Below are 18817 nucleotides of genomic sequence, written 5' to 3' on the forward strand. Positions count from 1 at the left end.
CGGGGAGACGACACATGGCACTGCATCGCACGTCGGGTGAGGTCCCGGGCCTTGGCGCCCCTGGCGAGGCCGGACCGATCCCCCCGCTGGACGCCGCCCACGCCGAACACGTCGCAGCCGAACTGCTGCGCATGGTGCTGCTGCACACGCGCGCCGGCACGCTGCTCGCGACGGCATTCGCCGTGCTGCTGGCGGTCTACTGGTCAGGCTCCACCCCGCTCGACTGGGTGCGCGGCTGGATGAGCGTCAAGCTGACGGTGTCGGCCCTGCGGATCTTCTYGGCCCACAAGCATGCGCGCGCCGGACAGCCGGCCACCCGAGGCTGGCGGCACCTGACGTACGGCCTGCTGGCACTCGACGGCGCGGTCTGGGGGGTGGCGGGCCTCTGGCTGATGCACCAGCCGGTGCAGGTCTCGTCCTTCGTCGCGGCGGCGCTGGCCTGCGTGACCTGCGTGGCCACCTTCGGGTTGCAGGCACGGCTGCTGGCCACCGCGGCCTATGTGGGGCCGATCATGGTGCCCACGGCCCTCGGGCTGGCGCTGCGAGCCGACGAAGTCGGCGCGGTCGGCAGCCTCGGATTGCTGATGCTGCTGGGCCTGCAACTGCTGACGGCCCGCGCCGGCGAACGACGCCTCACCGCCAGCATCCTGCTGAGGGTCGAGGCCCAGGCGCTGGCGCAGGAGAAGGCAGCCGCACTCGAGTTGGCGCAGCGGCAGATCGAGGTCAAGACCCAGTTCCTCGCCAACATCAGCCATGAGCTGCGCACCCCGTTGCACGGCATCCTCGGCGTCGCACGGCTGCTCCATCTCGAGGCGTGCGAGCCTGCCGTGCAGCATCGCCTCGAGCTGATCGAGTCATCGGGCACCCACCTGCTGAGGTTGATCAACGACCTGATCGACGTCTCGCGCATCGAGACGGGGCACTTCCCGATCCGGCACGAGGTGTTCGACATCGTCACGCAGGCAGGCCTGGTGGGCGATGTGTTCGCCCTGCGCTGTGCCGACAAGGGCCTCGATTTCTCGATGACGCATGCGTTTCCCCGGCCCAGCTGGGTGGTGGGCGATGCCGCGCGGTTCAGGCAGGTGCTGCACAACCTGCTCGGCAACGCCATCAAGTTCACCGAGAGGGGCCGGGTGGAGATGAACCTCGTGCGCACGGGCGAGCCCGACATGGTGAAGGTCGAGGTGATCGACTCCGGGCCGGGCATCGCGCCGGGCGACCAGGATCACCTCTTCGATGCACCCAACCCACCGCCGCCCGGCACCGACGGCGCGCCGATGGGCAGCCGTGCCGGCCTCGGCCTCACCATCGCCCGGGAACTGGCCGAAGCGATGGGAGGCTCGCTGAGCGTGCTCAGCAAGACGGGCGTCGGCTCCCGGTTCGTGTTCATCGCCCGGCTTCCGGGCACGACGGCGCCCGGCGAAGCACAGGATGGCGCATCGCCGGCGATCCCGGTGATCGACCTGCGACGCGTGCTGGTCGCGGAGGATGATGATGTCTCCGCGCTGATCCTTTGCGCCTACCTGAAACAGCAGGGGCTGGTCCATGAACGCGTGGGCAATGGGCGCGAGGCCGTCGGGCGGGCGCTGCGCGAGTCGCAGCGACCCGACATCGTGCTGATGGACTGCCAGATGCCCACGATGGACGGACAGGCCGCCACCCGTGAGATCAGGGCACAGGAGCGCACCCTGCTCCTTCCCAGGGTGCCGATCATCGCGATCACGGCGACCTCGACCGACGAGGACCGGCGCGCCTGCGCCGATGCCGGCATGGACGACCTGCTCGCCAAGCCCTTCAACCGCCAGGAATTGATGCGGGTCCTGGCGCAATGGAGCGGCGTGCTGCCGTCGCCGGGCGTCACGCCGCCACACGAACCTCGTTCTGAGGCAGCATGGACTCTTTCGGGAACAGATTCACATCCGGATGGAAGGTCTCGATCATGAACGGATACAGCCCATGGCCCGACGCCAGCCAGGTGCGCTCGGCCGCCGTGACATCGAAGGCCAGGATGCGATGCGGCAGGTTGCCGGCATGCGCGAGCGGAACACGATCGTCGGGCCCGAGCACATCGGTGAATCCGAGCCCCTGGTAGATCCGGATCAGTGCGTTGCTGCGCGCACCGATCACCATCCAGCGCACCTGGCTCGCCAGGCAATACAGGTAGGCGGCCTTCATCAGGATGAGCCGGGTCTGCGGATCGGCACCCGGCATCACGGCCAGCCGGGTGAGCTCGGCGCGGGGCTCATCGGCCAGCCATCGCGGCAGGATCACGCTGCCCTCGAGCTGCAGCGGCATCGCCACATTGCGCTGGATCCGCGCGGTTCCGGTGGCGGCACCGGTGGCCTTGTCGCGGCACACCAGGATGGCCGTGCCGCGCCGGCCGTCCACGGCATCGGGGACGGCCAGGGTTTCCTGCATGTCGGGCAGATGATGCCCATAGGCGCAGGCACGGACGCCGCAGACATCCTGCAGGTCAGCAGCCGTGGCGGCGAGTGAAACGCTGAAAGTGAGGTGGCTTGTCGTCATGGTCGGACAGGAGGTTGGGATACCCCTGTGTGGCGTGGCACATCGCCACGTACCCACCCTATAGACAGGGACTCTCGTCGGTCCCGTTGAAAAGGACACGACCCAACACGAGTCGTAAGCCTGTGTTCCAAGTGCGTCGCCGTGCATCGATGTTCCCGGCCCATGCCGCCATTCGGCGATGATGGCCGTCCCTCATTGACCTCGGGAGTCACGGTTTGAAGACACCATTGATCGGCCTCACGGCCTGCCTGATCAGCCTGTCCACTTTTGCACAGGCCGACCTGGCGGCCAGCGCGGCGAAGGCGCAGGGCGCGCTGGTCACGCCGACCGGCCTCGTGTATCGCTCGCTGAAGGAGGGGTCGGGACCGAGCCCGGCGGCCACGGACCGTGTCCGCGTCCACTACCGCGGCACGTTCGCCGACGGGAAGGAATTCGACAGTTCCTACGCTCGCAAGGAGCCGGCGGAGTTCCCGTTGAACCGGGTGATCAAGTGCTGGACGGAAGGCGTGCAGCGCATGAAGGTGGGCGGCAAGGCGCTGCTGGTGTGTCCGCCGGCCATCGCCTACGGGGAGGCTGGCGCCGGGGGTGTCATCCCGCCGAATGCCACCTTGCAGTTCGAGGTGGAACTGCTGGGCATCGCCGGCAAGTGAGCCACCGCGGCCTGCGCCGGGCGGCGATGCTCACTGGCGTTCAGTGCAGGTCGCTGCGCATCACGGCCGGCGTCGCGTACTCGCGACCGACGACGGCTCGGGCATACAGGTAGTTGGTGCGGGCGCGGTCGCTGAGTGCGTCCATCTGCACATGCCCCTCGGCATCGCAAGGAAAGGCCAGGGCCCGGCCTTCGTTGAACAGCGACTGGAACCGGATTTCGTAGCGTGCGATTTGCGAAGTAGAGCTCATGTCAGCCTCCGTGGAGCACCTTGCCTGGGAGTGGTCGTCGACCTCAACAAGCCCAAACTCGATGACTGAAGATTAGGCGCTGCCCGGCGACTGCGCTGTCAGGGCCCCTCGTTGCAGGGGGTCAGAAAAACTCCAATCCCCGTGTCAGTGCGAAGGGTCCGTCCGACAGGGAGAGCAGCCATTGCCTGACAACCTTCCAATCCAGACTAGGCCGTCGCGACCGCCGGCATCCGCCGCCGACCGAAGATCGCGATGGCCAGACGAAAAAAAGCCGGGCAAGCCCGGCTTCTTCGTCTCAGGCCGGGCCTGATTACTTGGCAGCCGAAGCAGCCGGAGCAGCGCCTTCGGCCTTCTTCTTGTCAGCCTTGTGCTTCTTGTGGGCAGCGGCCTTCTTGGCGGGAGCCGAAGCGGCATCGGCCGTGGCAGCGGCTTGGGCGAACGAACCCACGGCGAAAGCGGACAGGACGGCGGCAACGATCAGAGACTTGGTCATGGTGTATCCCGAATTGGATGGAAGTCGTTCTGCTCGACTTCCTGAAGCTGGCCCGGCTGTTGCCCGGCTTGTGTCCACAACGGGCTTTGTTGACGATTGGTTGACGTTAAGAACCGCAAAGGCAAGTACGAGATATATGTCGTCACGTTACGCCACGGCGTCCAACAATGACCCCAGCACCTCGTCCTGCACCTTCACGGTGCGCAGGTTGGCCTGATAGGTGTAGCTGGCCGACATCTGCTCGACGGCATCGGCCTCCAGCGAACCGCCGGTCTGCCGTTGCGCAGCGATCTCGGCCTGCACGCCGCCTTCAGGCTGCGCCTGCTGGACGACCTGCTGGCGCCGAAAACCCGGGGTCTGCGCATTGGCGACGTTGTGGGCGGCGCTGTCGAGCCGCAGCTGGGCGGCGTACAGGCCGGACAGGCCGATGGAGAAGGTGTTGGACATGGCAGGACCTCGCTTGCGGCGATATCGGCCGTTCCTGCGCCGACTTGAGCGATTCCAGGCAACGGGTTCAAACCATCGCCGCGCCGACCGTCGCCCGCACCGGAATGCCGGCCGGATCGAACCCCTCCAGGCAGAACACGTTGACGCCGACGAAATCGGGCGTCACGCGCTTGCGATGGAACGGGTAGATGCCGCAGGTGCTGCAGAAGAAATGCCGCGCGGTGTGGGTGTGGAACCGGTACTCGCTGAGCGACGCCTCGCCGGCGAGCAGCGTGAACAGGCTCTCGTGCACCTTCACCATCAGCGCGTTCTTGCGCCGGCAGATCGAGCAGTCGCAGGTGGTCAGCTCGGGAAAGTCGGTCTTGATCGCGAAGCGCACCGCCCCGCAATGGCAACTGCCCTGCCACGTCTGCACCGGCCGGTCTGCACTCATGCCGCAGCCACCAGCTCGCCATAGCGCCCGAGGTCGATGTTGCCGCCGCTCAGGATCACCCCAACACGCAGGCCACGCAGGCCGGCCAGCGGCAGCACCCCCTCGAGCACCGCCGCCGCCCCCAGGCAGCCGGTCGGCTCCACGACCAGCTTCATGCGCTCGCCGATGAACCGCATCGTGCGCGCCAGCTGCGCATCGCTGACGGTAAGGATGTCGCGCACGCGGTGCTGGATCACCGGAAAGGTCAGCGCACCCACCAGCTGCGTCTGCGCCGCATCGGCAATGGTCTGCGGCACCGGGATGCTGACGCGTTCGCCGCGCCGGAACGACTGCTGCACATCGTTGCCGGCCTCCGGCTCGACGCCATACACCGCGCAGTCGGGCGACAGGTGGTTGGCCGCCGTCGCGCTGCCGCTCAGCAGCCCGCCGCCGCCGGTGCAGACGAACAGCGCATCGAGCGGACCGACCTCCTCGATCAGCTCCTTCGTGGCCGTGCCCTGCCCCGCCATCACCAGCGGATGGTCGTACGGCGGAACCAGCGTCAGGCCGCGCTCGGCGGCGAGCCGCTGGCCGATCGCCTCGCGGTCGTCGCGGTAGCGGTCGTACAGCACGACCTCGGCGCCATAGCCGCGGGTCGCGGCGATCTTGAGGGCGGGTGCGTCCTGCGGCATCACGACCACCGCCGGCATGCCCAGCAGGCTGGCGCACAGCGCGATCGCCTGCCCATGGTTGCCCGACGACCAGGCGATCACGCCGCGGCGGCGCTGCGCGGCGTCGAGCTGCACCAGCGCGTTGTAGGCGCCGCGGAACTTGAACGCGCCCATGCGCTGCAGGTTCTCGCACTTGAAGAACACCTGCGCGCCGGTGCGCTGGTTCGCGGTGCGCGAGGTGGCGACCGGCGTGCGGTGGGCCACTCCTTCGAGGTGGGCGGCAGCGATGTCGACATCGCGCCAGGAGATCGGCAGGTCCATCGTCGGGGTCCGGAAAAAGCGGAGGGTGCATCGAGCGTAGCCCAGCCTGCGCGCGCCGTGACTGTGCCCCCGCAGCGATTGATACAGTGCCTCGGCACAGCCCCCTGCCCTGTAGCTTCACGCGCCGCGGCGGCGCCCCCAAGCTCGTCTCCACCGTGAAGGAGACGCGATGAACGACCTGCTGCCCCTGCTGAGCTACTCGCTGCTGATGTCGGCGACGCCCGGTCCGAACAACATCCTGCTGACCACCTCGGGCGCGAACTTCGGCTACCGGCGCAGCCTGCCGCACCTGCTCGGCGTCAGCATCGGCGGCGGCGTGCAGACCTGGCTGGCCTGCCTGGGGCTCGGCACGCTGCTGGCGGACCACCCGGCCGTCCACGACGTGCTGCGCATCGCCGGCGCGCTGTTCCTGCTGTGGATGGCGTGGAAGCTGACGACGCCGGTGGTGTTCGGCACCGAGCTCGCGCAACCGGTCGGCTTCTTCGAGGCCGCCGCGTTCCAGTTCGTCAACCCGAAGACCTGGCTCAAGTCGGTCACCGTCGCGACGGTCTTCATGCCGGCGGGCATGCCGACCGGCGTGGCCGCGCTGCTGGTGCTGGCGATCACGCTGGCCACCAACTTCCCGTGCATCTCGATGTGGACGCTGTTCGGCGCCGGGCTGCGCCGGGTGCTGACGCGCCCCGGCTGGCGCGAGGCATTCAATGCCATCATGGCGGGATCGCTGGCCGTGCTGGCCGTGCTGTTGCTGACCCGCTGAACATGTTCTCCCTCGACCGCGACTCCCCCGCGCCGCTCGCCGACCAGATCGAGACCCGGCTGCGTGCGCTCGTCGAGGGCGGGCGCCTGTCGGCCGGCGCGAAGCTGCCGTCGATCCGCACGCTGGCGCGGCAGCTCGGCGTGAGCCCGAACACCGTGGTCACCGCCTACGACCGGCTGGTCGCGGCGGCCGTCGTCGAGTCGCGCGGCACGGCCGGCTTCTTCGTCTGCGAGACGGCGGCGCCCCCGGTGCTCGATGCCATGCTCGAAGCCGGCGAGGAGCAGGACGCCGTCTGGCTCGTGCAGCAGGCCCACGACCAGCGCGCCGGCGTGCTGCCGGTGAGCGCCGGTTCGCTGCCGGTGTCGTGGCTGGAAGACGCCATCCCCGCCATCGTCGTGCAGCGCGGCCTGGCGCGCGCCAACGGCGGCATGGCAGCGCGCTGCCCGCCGCAGGGGCTGCCCGAGCTGCGCGAGCGCATTGCCACGCTGATGCGCGGCCAGGGCATCGCGGCCGATGCGAACCGCATCCTGACCACCTACGGCGGCACCCACGCGATCGACCTGATCTGCCGCGCCTTCCTGCAGGCGGGCGATGCGGTGATGGTCGACAACCCCGGCTACCACCTGCTGTTCGACCGGCTGCGGCAGATGGGCGTGCGCATCCTGCCGATCGCGCGGCGCCACGACGGCCCCGACCTGGCGCAGATCGAGGCCGCCTGCACCGCGCACCGGCCGCGCATGTTCTTCGTTCAGAGCGTGCTGCACAACCCGACCGGCTGGAGCAGCAGCGCGGCCAACCTGCACCGCATCCTCGGGCTGGCCGACCGGCACGGCTTCCTGCTGGCCGAGGACGACGTGCAGAGCCACTTCCACCCCGGCCACCCGACGCGCCTCGCGCAGCTGTCGGAGCTGCGCAACGTCATCTACTACTCCAGCTTCTGCAAGGCGCTGAGCCCGGCGCTGCGCCTGGGCTACATCGCGGCCGAGCCGCAGTGGCTGAAGCCGCTGCTGCGCGAGAAGATCCTCTCGGTGCTGACCACCGCCTCGCTGAACGAGCACGTGCTGCTCGAGCTGCTGTCGACCGGGCGCTTCCGCAAGCACGTCGACCGGCTGCAGCAGAAGCTCGGCACCGCGCGCGGCCTGGCGACCCGCCAGCTGAGGCAGGCCGGCGTGCTGCTCGACCACCCCGGCGAGGGCGGCCTGTTCCTGTGGGGCACGGTGCCGCACGGCATCGACATCGACGAACTGGTGAAGGATGCCTACCGCAACGGCATCCTGCTGGTGCGCGGCGCCACCTTCATGGCCGACAACGCCGGCGACCCGCACCTGCGCTTCAACGTGGTGTTCAGCCAGCACGTGCGGCTGGCCGAGTACCTGACGCAGCGGCTGTCGGCGGCATCGGCCGCGAGCCGCGTGCTGGCCCGTGCGGCTGCCCGCTGAACGCCCTTCGAAGGCGCGCACCGATAATCGGGCGCATGACCCAAGCGCCCCCGCCCTCGCTCTCCGCCGCATTCAGCCAGCTGCCGCTCTCCGCCGCGACCCTCGAGAACCTGTCCCGCCTCGGCTACGAGACGATGACGCCGATCCAGGCCGCCAGCCTGCCGATCGCGCTGTCCGGCCACGACCTGATCGCGCAGGCCAAGACCGGCAGCGGCAAGACCGCCGCGTTCGCGCTCGCGCTGCTGGCGCGCCTCGACGTGAAGCGCTTCGAGGTGCAGGCGCTGGTGCTGTGCCCGACGCGCGAGCTGGCCGACCAGGTCACGCAGGAGATCCGGCGCCTCGCGCGCGCCGAGGACAACGTGAAGACGCTGACGCTGTGCGGCGGCGCGACGATGCGCCCGCAGATCGCGAGCCTGGAGCACGGTGCGCACATCGTCGTCGGCACGCCCGGGCGCATCCTCGACCACCTGGAGCGCGAGACGCTGTCGCTCGCCGCGCTGAACACGCTGGTGCTCGACGAGGCCGACCGCATGCTCGACATGGGCTTCTTCGACGACATCGTCGCGGTGGCCAAGCGCTGCCCGAAGCAGCGCCAGACGCTGCTGTTCTCGGCCACCTACCCGGACGGCATCGCCAAGCTGAGCCAGCAGTTCCTGCGCGAGCCGCGCGAGGTGAAGCTCGGCGAGCAGCACGCGGCCGCGAAGATCCGCCAGCGCTTCTACGAAGTGCGCGACGACGAGCGGCTGCATGCCGTCGGCCTGCTGCTGAACCACTTCCGCCCGGCCAGCACGATCGCGTTCTGCAACACCAAGCAGCAGTGCCGCGACCTGGTCGAGGTGCTGCAGGCGCAGGGCGTGCAGGCGCTCGCGCTGCACGGCGACCTGGAGCAGCGCGACCGCGACCAGGTGCTGGTGCAGTTCGCCAACCGCAGCTGCCCGGTGCTGGTGGCCACCGACGTGGCGGCACGCGGCCTCGACATCGCGCAGCTGGAGGCGGTGATCAATGTCGACATCACGCCCGACCCCGAGGTGCACACGCACCGCATCGGCCGCACCGGCCGCGGCGATGAAGAGGGCTGGGCCTTCAGCCTGGCGAGCATGGACGAGATGGGCCGCGTCGGCCAGATCGAGCAGGTGCAGGGGCGCGAGTCGCAATGGCACAAGCTCGCCGAGCTGACGCCGAGCGGCGGCGGGCCGCTGACCGCGGCGATGCGCACGCTGCAGATCCTCGGCGGGCGCAAGGACAAGATCCGCCCCGGCGACGTGCTGGGCGCGTTGACCGGCGAGGCCGGCTTCACCGCGGCGCAGGTCGGCAAGATCCAGGTCGGCGAGTTCTCGACCTACGTGGCCGTCGATCGCGCGATCGCGAAGCAGGCGCTGCAGCGGCTGAACAGCGGCAAGCTGAAGGGCCGCAAGGTGAAGGTGAGGTTCCTGGACGAGGCATCGGCCGAATGAGCGGCGGTGAAGCCGGCAGCGCCGCGCCCTTCGAAGCCGTCGTCGAGCCAGGCGGTTTCCGCTTCGCGGCGCCTGCGAAGCAAGGCTTGGTGAAGTCGGCGCAGCTCGCCGGGCTGCGGCTGCCGAGCTCGTGCCGCAACGGCACCTGCCGTGCCTGCATCTGCAAGCTCGTCAGCGGCCGCATCGAGTACCCGATCGAGTGGCCGGGCCTGAGCGCCGAGGAGAAGGCCGAAGGATTCATCCTGCCGTGCGTGGCCCAGCCGCGCAGCGATCTCGTGATCGATGCGCCCGCCGCGCGGCCGCTGACGTCATGAGCGCCCGCCCCCATCCGCCGCGCACGATGCAACTGGTCGCGCTGTTCGAGGCGATCAAGGGCCTGGCCGTGCTGGCCGGCGGCTTCGGGCTGCTGTCGCTGCTGCACCGCGACGTGCGGCACCTGGCCGAGGCGCTGGTCGCCGGGTTGCACCTCGACCCGGACCGGCACTTCCCGCACATCTTCCTGGAAGCCAGTTCGCAACTCACCGATGCACGGCTGTGGCTGCTGGCCGGCCTGGCGGCGCTGTACGCGAGCGTACGGCTGGCCGAAGCGTATGGCCTGTGGCGCGGCTACCGCTGGGGTGCCTGGCTGGGCGCCGCGGGTGGTGCGATCTACGTGCCGGTGGAGCTCTACGAGTTGCTGCAGCATGTGAGCGCGCTGCGCGTCGCGACGCTGCTGCTGAATGTTGCGGTCGTGGTCTACCTGCTGTGGATGCTGGAGCGGCAACGGCGCGCGGAAACGGTCATCAACGTCGGATAGCGGCGCTGCGGCCCCCAAGCCGAACAGACAGATACCCGCCCTTTACCTCGCAGCAACGCGGGCGCGTCAACATCGAGGCGACGGCACCCGTTGTCATGGCAAGGCCGCTGTACGGCCTGCAGGAGACCCCCGATGAAACGCTTTCTGAACCGCCGCATGTTGGGCCTGGTCGGCATCGTTGCCGTGACGCAATTGCTGAGCGCCTGCATCGTCGTGCCACCCCGTGGCTACCGCCAGCGCACCGTGATCGTCGAACCGGCGCCGTACTACGGCCCGGGCCCCGGCCGCGACTGGCGTGACCACGACCGGCGCGACTGGGACGGCCACCGCTGATTCGGGGCTGATATCGTGGCCGCTCCCTGTTCTCACGGAGTCGGCCCATGTTTCTCTCGCGTTCCGTTCCGCGCGCGCTCTGCGCCGCACTGGCTTTCATCGCRACGCCGTGGGCCGGGGCCGCGCCACCGACCGTCGCCGAGGTGATCGAACGCTCGGCCGCCAGCGACTGGCGCCCGCTGGCGCCGGCCGACACCGTCGTGATGGAGCTCGCCGATCCGCGCAGCGGGCCGATCGTCATCGAACTCGCCCCGCGCTTCGCGCCGCGGCACGTCGAGAACATCCGCACGCTGGCCCACGAGGGCTTCTTCGACGGCCTCGCGGTCGTGCGCGTGCAGGACAACTACGTCGCGCAATGGGGCGACCCGGATGCCGAATCGGCCGACAAGGCCCGGCCGCTGGGCAGCGCGCATCGCAAGCTGCCGGCCGAGTTCTCGGTGCCGCTGAAGGGCCTGCCGCTCACCCGGCTTCCCGACCTCGACGGCTGGGCCCCGGTGACCGGCTTCGTCGACGGCATGCCGGTGGCGGCCGATCCGCGCAGCGGCCGGGCCTGGCTGACGCACTGCTACGGCATGGTCGGCGCGGGCCGCGACATGGCGGTCGACAGCAGCAACGGCAGCGAGCTGTACGCGGTGATCGGCCAGGCGCCGCGCGGGCTGGACCTCAACATCACGCTGGTCGGGCGGGTGCTGCAGGGGATCCAGGAACTGGCCTCGCTGCGGCGCGGCACCGCGGAGATGGGCTTCTACGCGCAGCCCGACCAGCGTGGCGGCATCCGCCGCGTGCGGCTGCTGGCCGACATGCCCGATGCCGAACGGCCGGCGCTCGAGGTGATGCGCACCGGCACCGCGACCTGGCGTGCCCTGCTCGAGGCCCGGCGCGTGCGGCGCGAGGAGTGGTTCGTRCACAGCCCGCGGCACATCAATGTCTGCAATGCGACAGTGCCGGTGCGGGTGAAGAAAACTTCTGGGTAGTCGGGCCGCGCAATGGGGTAGGCCATGAACCCGATGGAACTGTTTGTCCTGCGGCGTGACACAGGCTGCAATTCATCATCGGGCGAGAAATGTCATGCTCCTCTTCAGGAAGATCCGGGAGTTCGTGTCTCCCACAACGCAAAGAAACGCACAGCCAGAGCGTGAGACAAGAACATCGTTGAAGTTCCAACGAAGCCGTTCGACTGAGCATCTGGAAGCACTTCTGCCTGAATCGACGCAACCCGGGAMAGCCGCGAGACGGTGGTCGCTACCGATCCTGAAGCCTCGAGAAACAGCCACCGAGAAGGAAATACGCCGCACTCGCAAGAACATGCAATCTGTCGCTGCGACCCTCAATGTGTTTTCCCCCGACCAGCGGCCCTTGATGTTGGATCTGGCCGGTCAACTGGCCAAATACAAGGACATGGTCCCGACCACGTCGGTGGTCATCTCTGATGATGAGCAAAGTTTCTGCGCCATCCGATTCGAACTGCAGGCGCACAGCGGCGGCAACATCGTGGTCGTGGAACAGACCGTACGGCATCGCGACATGATCGACATCAGGCGGGAGCCTGCTCTCACCTTTTCACCACAGCAGCTCAAACAAGGCAAAGCTCAGTTGGAGACCGCGTGCACTTGGCTAGCCTTCGATGCCGCTGATTTTCACAATGAGCGACCGATCTTCCGGCCTCTCGTCACGGACGCAAGCTCAGACGCTTTCTCAGATTGAGACCGTCGCCCCCGGTTGCCGCACCGACTCGGGGCCCTCTTCACCATCCTCCGCCTCCTCCCCCAGGAACCCCCCGCTCTGATGCGCCCACAGGCGCGCATACAACCCGCCCTGCGCCAGCAGGCTGCGGTGGTCGCCCTCCTCGACGATGCGCCCCTTGTCGAGCACGATCAGCCGGTCCATCGCCGCGATGGTCGACAGCCGGTGCGCGATCGCGACCACCGTCTTGCCTTCCATCAGCCGGTACAGGCTGGCCTGGATCGCCGCCTCGACCTCGGAGTCGAGCGCGCTGGTGGCCTCATCGAGCAACAGGACCGGCGCGTCCTTCAGCATCACGCGGGCGATCGCGATGCGCTGGCGCTGGCCGCCGGAGAGCTTCACGCCGCGCTCGCCGACATGCGCGTCGTAGGCCTGGCGCCCCTTCGGGTCGGTCAGCCCCTGGATGAACTCATGCGCCTCGGCGCGCCTGGCCGCGGCGGTCATCTGCAGATCGTCGGCATCGGGCCGGCCGTAGAGGATGTTGTCGCGCACCGAGCGGTGCAGCAGCGAGGTGTCCTGCGTCACCATGCCGATCTGCGCACGCAGGCTGTCCTGCGTCACGCCGGCGATGTCCTGCCCGTCGATCAGCACGCGGCCCGATTCGACGTCGTAGAAGCGCAGCAGCAGGTTCACGATCGTCGACTTGCCGGCGCCCGAGCGCCCGACCAGCCCGATCTTCTCGCCCGGGCGGATGTGCAGCGACAGGCCGTCGATCACCGGCTTGCTGCCGCCGTATGCGAAACCGACCTGCTCGAAGCGGATCTCGCCGCGCGTCACCGACAGCGTGCGCGCATCGGGCCGGTCGACCACCGCCTGCGGGCGCGACAAGGTGTTGATGCCGTCGTGCACCGTGCCGATGTGCTCGAACAGCGACGCCATCTCCCACATGATCCAGTGCGAGATGCCGTTCAGGCGCAGCGCCATCGCGGTGGCCGCCGCGACCGCGCCGATGCCGAGTTCGCCCTGCACCCACAGCCACAGCGTGGCGCCGGTGGTCGACATGATCAGCCCGATGCTCAGGCTGTGGTTCACGATCTCGAAGCCGCTCACCAGCCGCATCTGCGCATAGGCGGTCTGCATGAACTCCTGCATCGCCGAGCGCGCGAAGCCGGCCTCGCGCTGCGCGTGCGAGAACAGCTTGACGGTGGCAATGTTGGTGTAGGCGTCGGTGATGCGGCCGGTCATCAGCGAACGCGCATCGGCCTGCGCCTGCCCGATCTTGCCCAGCCGCGGCACGAAGTAACGCAGCGCCGCGATGTACAGGCCCAGCCAGCCGAGGAAGGGCAGCAGCAGGCGCGCGTCGAAGGTGCCGACCACCGCGGCCATCGTCGTGAAGTAGATGATGACGAAGACGAGCACGTCGGTGAGGATCATCACCGTGTCGCGCACCGCGAGCGAGGTCTGCATGACCTTGGCCGCGACGCGGCCGGCGAACTCGTCCTGGTAGAAGTTCATGCTCTGCGCGAGCATCAGCCGGTGGAAGTTCCAGCGCAGGCGCATCGGGAAGTTGCCGGCCAGCGCCTGGTGCTTGAAGAGCGTCTGGAACGCCGCGGCGATCGGGCTGACCAGCAGGATCGCCGCCAACAGCAGCAGCGTGAGGCTGTGCGTGGGCCACAGCTCGGCGGGCTTGGTTGCGCCGAGCCAGTCGACGACGCGGCTCATCATGCTGAACAGCATCGCCTCGAACACGCCGAACGCGGCGGTCAGCAGCATCATGCCGAGCACGAAGCGGCGCGAGCCCAGCGTGCACGCCCAGACGAAGGCAAAGAAGCCGCGCGGCGGCGGCACCGGCACGGCATCGGGATACGGGTGCAGCAGGTTCTCGAAGTAGCGGAACACGCGAGGGATCTCCACGGGTGGGGCGGGAACGCGAAACAGGGTGGCATGGTGGCGCCGAGGGCGGGAGCTTATCCGCTCGCTGCTGCCATCGACTGACAAGCGTTGCTTTCCTTACCCTTTTCGAACGATGGGCGCGCGCGGAGCACGGCACAATCCCATCCCATCAAGGCGACAAACCGACCGCACCACTGGGCGGAATCCGGAACCCGTACCCGGCGCCAAGACTCCGTCTCGTTCGACTCCGAGCGATGTTCGGTAGCTACAAGGGCCACCCTGCGGTGGCCCTTTTGCTTTTCGGGGTTCGTGTGGAACCGGCGGAGCGTCACGGTGACTCAGTGCTCGTTGTTCATTTCCGAACATCTTGCTCCACGGAGTTGTCGTGATTCCTCGACCCAAGCTAGACCTTTCCAACCCAGGCATCCACCCAGTTGCTCCCGACACAACGGCCAACGCGGATGAACAACCCCGCCCGCCATCAATCCGGGAGCGCATGGATGAAAACATCGACCACGCGAACAGGCTTCTCGAACTGCTCAAAAGTCTCGAGCCGCCGCAAGAAGATCCTTTCATCACAACGACATCCGAGGGGCGCGACGGAGGCGCTCCGTTGAAACGCTTCAATGCCGTGCCAGCCTTGCCGACTGCTTCGTCGATCGACCTCAAGGAACGGGGGAAAAAAGCGCTCGCTTCACGAACCGACAGCCATATCCACAGCCCACGGACGAAGCTCTCGTCACTTGGCTCGGCCAGATCGGACACCCGCGACGGGAAGCGTACGGCCACATCCAGTTCACCGAGGCGATCGACGATCGTTGACGAGAAGCCAAAAGTGACCCGCTTTCACCAAGGCAGTTTGCGCTCTACACCACCGCGCAACATTGACGATGACAGGCCGGAACGCAAGGTGAAGTTTGAAGAAAAGTCGAAGCCGCTGCTGCAGCGACGTCATGCGCACACGACACTTCACAAGTTTGCTGCCCGTACTGAGTCCTCCGTGAGTTCGCCAACGGCCTCGCCTCGCAAGCCTTCTCGCCTCGGGCGGCTTCTCTCTCGGCCCCACGAGGGAAAACCTCCAAACTCATCACACCAGCCCGTCGATCAGAAAAAGACCGCCAGGCGCGCATCCCTTCCAGACCGGTCGCGCACCGAGGGCAAGCAGACGCTTCAAGATGGTTTCGTCAAGCGCATCAACAAGAGCCTGTCGCCACGCAAACATGGGGACGTGGATGGTACCGAATTGCAACCCAAGTCGCCCGCGCGGCCTGAAGAGACGATCCGGCTGTTGAAGGCGGAGACTCGTTCCTGGAAGGACGCTCACGATCAATTGCTGGGCGAGAACGATCAGTTGAAGCAACGCGTCCGCCAATTGACACAGCAAATTGAAATGCTCCTCGCGGAGAAGAGCGAAAAGCAATAGACCTCGCTGATGCCGGAACCGATCCTTCATTCGAACCCACTCACGGGCTCCGATCCTTATCCTGTGCAGGAGTGCATCGATGAAGCCGTATGGAACGTCTGCCGCAGAGCTCTCTCGCATGACAGATCAATCTGACGCCCCCAGCGAGGTCAGCCCGAAAACACCGGAAATTTTGGCCACTGTAGAGCGAGGGCGCTCCGCCGCCCACGTCTCATTGAGTCCAATCACGGACGCCAGCACCGCAGACGATCTGCATCGTCCGATCACGAAAGTCGGGAAGCGACCGAAGTCCAATCCGCCAGCGACGCGCGCCACGCTCGGAGATCCTCAAAACTCGGACAAGTCACCCAACGCTGGAGTGATCCGGCGGCACAAGTTCGGCCAGGCCAAACGTACGAATTCCAGAGATTTGCGGGTACAGGCATCCAAGGCAATCAGCCGCCGGACGATTCACCTGCCACAGACGACGCCCATACCGGATGAGCCACCATTGGGTTCACCCTTGCGTGGTCGGTATTTCGCCGAGTTGTTGAACCTTGATCCCGGTACGATCGCTGACTTGACGGCGCAAAAGGAGAGTCGCCCGCAGCCCGAGGGCCTGGAAAGGTCTCGATCTCCGCAACTCTTCCCAGCGCTGACAGACCGTCGGAGACCTGTCACCGATCTCCAATCGGTTCCGAACACACCCCCTAAAGTGCCTCTCGCGGCGAGGAGACAACCCACGGCGCATGCGCGTTCGACCTCTGTACCAAGCACGCGCACACCCTGCCGCCATTCGAGCCGATGGTGATCAAGATGTCGCCCTCCGACCCACCCCATCCGGCATCTCGCCGGGCGGCGCTGCTGCTTGCGCCCGATCGCGCCACGCCCCAACAACGACAACGTGCATCTGGATCGAAGAGAGAAGCGACCACATCGGGCCCCGAGACGCAACAAGCCAACATCGAGCGAATCGTCACCCAGTGGAAGACCTCGCGTCAGGCGATATCACCCGACTCTTCCAAGGACAGTGAACTGACCACCGATCACTGAACAAAAATCCAGGAAACGCGGGACCGGCACGCTGCCGGTCGCCGCCTGGGATCAGCCCTTCGCCGGCGCCACGCTCAGCTGGTTGTCGACGCTGACCACCCCCTTCACGTTCGACGCCAGCTGAGTCGCGCGCTCGCGCGCCGCCTCGCTCGGCGCCGTGCCGCGCAGCGCGACGCGCCCGTTGTCGGTGTCGACGTTGATCTTCAGCGCGCTCAGGCTCGAGTCCTTCGCCAGCTCGGCGTTCACGGTCGTCGTGATCACCGCGTCGGCGACCTTGTCGCCCGCCTTGTCGGTCGCCGACTTGGCGTCCTGTGCGAGGTCACGGCCGGCCTGCTTGGCCTGGTCCATGCCGCGCGATGCATCGGCCTGCATGTCGCGGCCCTTCTGCTCGGCCTGCGCGATGACGCTGTCGTTCGTGTTCGCCGCGGTCGATTCCGCTGCCTCGCGCTTGCCGCAACCGGTGAGGGCCACGCCCGCGAGCAGGACTGCAGCGGCCGTCGTCGTCAGAGTGTGCTTGTTCATGGTTCTCTCCTGTCATGCGCCCGAGGGCGATCTGGTTGAGCGAGTTGCAGCGGCACCGATGCCACCGCAGCCTTGTCCTGAGACGGCACAACCTTAGGCGCAACACGGTGCGAGCGCCGTCAGTCGGAGGCGTCGATGCCTGTCGGACGACGCCCACACGTCGCGCATCGCGGCGCCGTCCGACACCACCTTGCTCCGACTGCCTACAAGCCTCTTCCGCCATCGGTCGGACAGTGCTGCTCCATGAAGACCTTCACCGCTTCGCTGACCCTCCTCGCGCTGGTCGCCTGCGGCGGCCCCGCCACGCTGCAGGTCGCCGACGGCACCGGCCCGAACCCGAAGCTGCCGCCGCCGGACAAGAGCCTGATCCCCCTCGTCAACATCGCGCCGGCCACCGGCTGGCCGAGCGGCGTGAAGCCGACCGCGGTCGCGGGCACCGAAGTGCAGGCCTTCGCGAGCGGCCTCGAGCACCCGCGCTGGCTCAGCGTGCTGCCCAACGGCGACGTGCTGGTCGCCGAAACCAACGCGCCCCCGAAGCCCGACGACGGCAAGGGCATCCGCGGCTGGTTCATGAAGATGACGATGAAGAAGGCCGGTGCCGGCGTGCCCAGCGCGAACCGCATCACGCTGCTGCGCGATGCCGATGGCGACGGCATCGCCGAGACGCGCAGCGTGCTGCTCTCGAACCTGCAGTCGCCGTTCGGCATGGCGCTGGTCGGCAACAGCTTGTACGTGGCCAACACCGATGCCGTCGTCCGCTTCGACTACACGCCCGGCGCGACGAGCCTGCCGGGCAGCGGCACCAAGGTGGTCGACCTGCCCGGCGGCACGCTCAACCACCACTGGACCAAGAACCTGATCGCGAGTGCCGACGGCAGCAAGCTCTACGTGACGGTCGGCTCCAACAGCAACGTCGGCGAGAACGGCCTCGCCGCCGAGGAAGGCCGCGCGGCGATCTGGGAGGTCGACGCGAAGACCGGCGCGCACCGCGTGTTCGCCTCCGGCCTGCGCAACCCGAACGGCCTCGCCTTCGAGCCGCAGACGGGTGCGCTGTGGACCGTCGTCAACGAGCGCGACGAGATCGGCAGCGACCTGGTGCCCGACTACCTCACCTCGGTGAAGGATGGCGCCTTCTACGGCTGGCCGTTCAGCTACTACGGCGCGCACGTCGACGAGCGGGTCAAGCCGCCGCAGCCCGACATGGTGGCGCGCGCGATCGCACCCGATTACGCGCTCGGCCCGCACACCGCCTCGCTCGGCCTCGCGGCCGCCCGCGGCAATGCGCTGCCGACCGCCTTCGCCGACGGCATGTTCATCGGCCAGCACGGCTCGTGGAACCGCAAGCCGCACAGCGGCTACAAGGTGATCTTCGTGCCGTTCGCGCAAGGCCGGCCCTCCGGGCCGCCGGTCGATGTGCTGACCGGCTTTCTGTCGTCCGAAGGCCATGCGCAGGGCCGCCCGGTCGGCGTCGCGCTCGACAAGCAGGGCGCGCTACTGGTGGCCGACGACGTCGGCAACGTGATCTGGCGGGTGCGGCCGGTGGCAACACGCTGACACGATGAACCGGCGCGCGGCGTGAATTGCTGACGCGCTACGGTCCCCACCGGCCGGGGACAATCCGCGGATGCACCGCTCCGCCCTGCTGACCCTCGCCCTGGCACTGGCCGCCCAGGTCCTCTCGCACGACGCCAACGCTGCCGACGCCACCGCGAGCC

General features: G+C 67.8%; 21 protein-coding genes. 13 read left to right on the forward strand and 8 right to left on the reverse strand.

The genetic code is table 11. The features are described from left to right. The first annotated feature begins 14 nt into the window (after nucleotides 1-14). Entirely contained in the window at nucleotides 15-1943 is a 1929-nt protein-coding gene (locus tag AC1D1T_RS19095; protein ID WP_477992313.1) for a response regulator, read from the forward strand. On the opposite strand, the gene AC1D1T_RS19100 is transcribed toward AC1D1T_RS19095, so the two are convergent. Further along, nucleotides 1858-2526, reverse strand: a complete 669-nt coding sequence (locus AC1D1T_RS19100; protein WP_047511432.1) for a hypothetical protein — start codon at nucleotides 2524-2526, stop codon at nucleotides 1858-1860. The genes AC1D1T_RS19095 and AC1D1T_RS19100 overlap by 86 nt on opposite strands. 227 nt (nucleotides 2527-2753) lie before the next feature. On the opposite strand from AC1D1T_RS19100, the gene AC1D1T_RS19105 reads away from it, so the two are divergent. Then, nucleotides 2754-3176 (forward strand): FKBP-type peptidyl-prolyl cis-trans isomerase, encoded by a 423-nt coding sequence (locus AC1D1T_RS19105; protein WP_052213036.1) that lies wholly within the window; start codon nucleotides 2754-2756, stop codon nucleotides 3174-3176. A gap of 40 nt (nucleotides 3177-3216) precedes the next feature. Here AC1D1T_RS19105 and AC1D1T_RS19110 read toward each other — a convergent pair whose 3' ends face one another. From AC1D1T_RS19110 to AC1D1T_RS19130, 5 genes are all read right to left on the reverse strand, one after another. Beyond that, on the reverse strand, nucleotides 3217-3426 hold the full coding sequence (locus AC1D1T_RS19110) for a hypothetical protein (RefSeq protein WP_047511430.1): 210 nt from the start codon (nucleotides 3424-3426) through the stop codon (nucleotides 3217-3219). Between the two features lie 310 nt (nucleotides 3427-3736). Next, nucleotides 3737-3919: a hypothetical protein gene (locus AC1D1T_RS19115; RefSeq protein ID WP_047511428.1), complete on the reverse strand. Its 183-nt coding sequence runs from the start codon at nucleotides 3917-3919 to the stop codon at nucleotides 3737-3739. 147 nt (nucleotides 3920-4066) lie between these two features. Then, nucleotides 4067-4366 (reverse strand): flagellar basal body protein, encoded by a 300-nt coding sequence (locus AC1D1T_RS19120; protein WP_477826627.1) that lies wholly within the window; start codon nucleotides 4364-4366, stop codon nucleotides 4067-4069. 67 nt (nucleotides 4367-4433) lie between these two features. Then, nucleotides 4434-4799 (reverse strand): GFA family protein, encoded by a 366-nt coding sequence (locus AC1D1T_RS19125; protein WP_477841381.1) that lies wholly within the window; start codon nucleotides 4797-4799, stop codon nucleotides 4434-4436. After that, on the reverse strand, nucleotides 4796-5770 hold the full coding sequence (locus AC1D1T_RS19130) for a threo-3-hydroxy-L-aspartate ammonia-lyase (RefSeq protein WP_465113194.1): 975 nt from the start codon (nucleotides 5768-5770) through the stop codon (nucleotides 4796-4798). The genes AC1D1T_RS19125 and AC1D1T_RS19130 overlap by 4 nt, the downstream gene beginning before the upstream one ends. A gap of 169 nt (nucleotides 5771-5939) precedes the next feature. Between AC1D1T_RS19130 and AC1D1T_RS19135 the strand changes: the two genes are divergently transcribed. The 8 genes from AC1D1T_RS19135 to AC1D1T_RS19170 all read left to right on the forward strand — a co-directional run bounded on the left by AC1D1T_RS19135 (nucleotide 5940) and on the right by AC1D1T_RS19170 (nucleotide 12253). Further along, complete coding sequence (locus AC1D1T_RS19135; protein WP_465113193.1) at nucleotides 5940-6527, forward strand: LysE family translocator; 588 nt, start codon at nucleotides 5940-5942, stop codon at nucleotides 6525-6527. A gap of 2 nt (nucleotides 6528-6529) precedes the next feature. Further along, entirely contained in the window at nucleotides 6530-7966 is a 1437-nt protein-coding gene (locus tag AC1D1T_RS19140) for an aminotransferase-like domain-containing protein (protein ID WP_047511420.1), read from the forward strand. 35 nt (nucleotides 7967-8001) lie between these two features. Next, nucleotides 8002-9420, forward strand: a complete 1419-nt coding sequence (gene dbpA / locus AC1D1T_RS19145; RefSeq protein WP_477992314.1) for an ATP-dependent RNA helicase DbpA — start codon at nucleotides 8002-8004, stop codon at nucleotides 9418-9420. Continuing rightward, entirely contained in the window at nucleotides 9417-9734 is a 318-nt protein-coding gene (locus AC1D1T_RS19150; protein WP_465113191.1) for a 2Fe-2S iron-sulfur cluster-binding protein, read from the forward strand. Before dbpA ends, AC1D1T_RS19150 begins: the two co-directional genes overlap by 4 nt. Further along, entirely contained in the window at nucleotides 9731-10216 is a 486-nt protein-coding gene (locus AC1D1T_RS19155) for a DUF2127 domain-containing protein (RefSeq protein ID WP_477828039.1), read from the forward strand. Before AC1D1T_RS19150 ends, AC1D1T_RS19155 begins: the two co-directional genes overlap by 4 nt. 132 nt (nucleotides 10217-10348) lie before the next feature. Continuing rightward, on the forward strand, nucleotides 10349-10549 hold the full coding sequence (locus AC1D1T_RS19160) for a hypothetical protein (protein WP_047511412.1): 201 nt from the start codon (nucleotides 10349-10351) through the stop codon (nucleotides 10547-10549). Between the two features lie 47 nt (nucleotides 10550-10596). Beyond that, entirely contained in the window at nucleotides 10597-11523 is a 927-nt protein-coding gene (locus tag AC1D1T_RS19165) for a peptidylprolyl isomerase (RefSeq protein ID WP_477840323.1), read from the forward strand. 331 nt (nucleotides 11524-11854) lie between these two features. After that, nucleotides 11855-12253, forward strand: coding sequence for a hypothetical protein (locus AC1D1T_RS19170; RefSeq protein ID WP_477992315.1), 399 nt, complete (start codon nucleotides 11855-11857; stop codon nucleotides 12251-12253). On the opposite strand, the gene AC1D1T_RS19175 is transcribed toward AC1D1T_RS19170, so the two are convergent. Further along, entirely contained in the window at nucleotides 12245-14131 is a 1887-nt protein-coding gene (locus AC1D1T_RS19175) for an ABC transporter ATP-binding protein (RefSeq protein WP_477992317.1), read from the reverse strand. The genes AC1D1T_RS19170 and AC1D1T_RS19175 overlap by 9 nt on opposite strands. A gap of 490 nt (nucleotides 14132-14621) precedes the next feature. Here AC1D1T_RS19175 and AC1D1T_RS19180 point away from each other — a divergent pair, with 490 nt between their 5' ends. Together AC1D1T_RS19180 and AC1D1T_RS19185 are read left to right on the forward strand one after the other, a co-directional pair. Next, nucleotides 14622-15548 carry a hypothetical protein gene (locus AC1D1T_RS19180; RefSeq protein WP_477840327.1) on the forward strand — a complete coding sequence of 309 codons (927 nt, stop codon included), beginning with the start codon at nucleotides 14622-14624 and terminating at the stop codon, nucleotides 15546-15548. 783 nt (nucleotides 15549-16331) lie between these two features. After that, nucleotides 16332-16580, forward strand: coding sequence for a hypothetical protein (locus AC1D1T_RS19185; protein ID WP_477840329.1), 249 nt, complete (start codon nucleotides 16332-16334; stop codon nucleotides 16578-16580). A gap of 51 nt (nucleotides 16581-16631) precedes the next feature. On the opposite strand, the gene AC1D1T_RS19190 is transcribed toward AC1D1T_RS19185, so the two are convergent. Continuing rightward, nucleotides 16632-17102, reverse strand: coding sequence for a BON domain-containing protein (locus tag AC1D1T_RS19190; RefSeq protein WP_047511402.1), 471 nt, complete (start codon nucleotides 17100-17102; stop codon nucleotides 16632-16634). A gap of 243 nt (nucleotides 17103-17345) precedes the next feature. Here AC1D1T_RS19190 and AC1D1T_RS19195 point away from each other — a divergent pair, with 243 nt between their 5' ends. Further along, nucleotides 17346-18656: a PQQ-dependent sugar dehydrogenase gene (locus AC1D1T_RS19195; protein ID WP_477992316.1), complete on the forward strand. Its 1311-nt coding sequence runs from the start codon at nucleotides 17346-17348 to the stop codon at nucleotides 18654-18656. Nucleotides 18657-18817: the final 161 nt, after the last annotated feature.

Source organism: Rhizobacter sp. P2_H3, assembly GCF_056403355.1.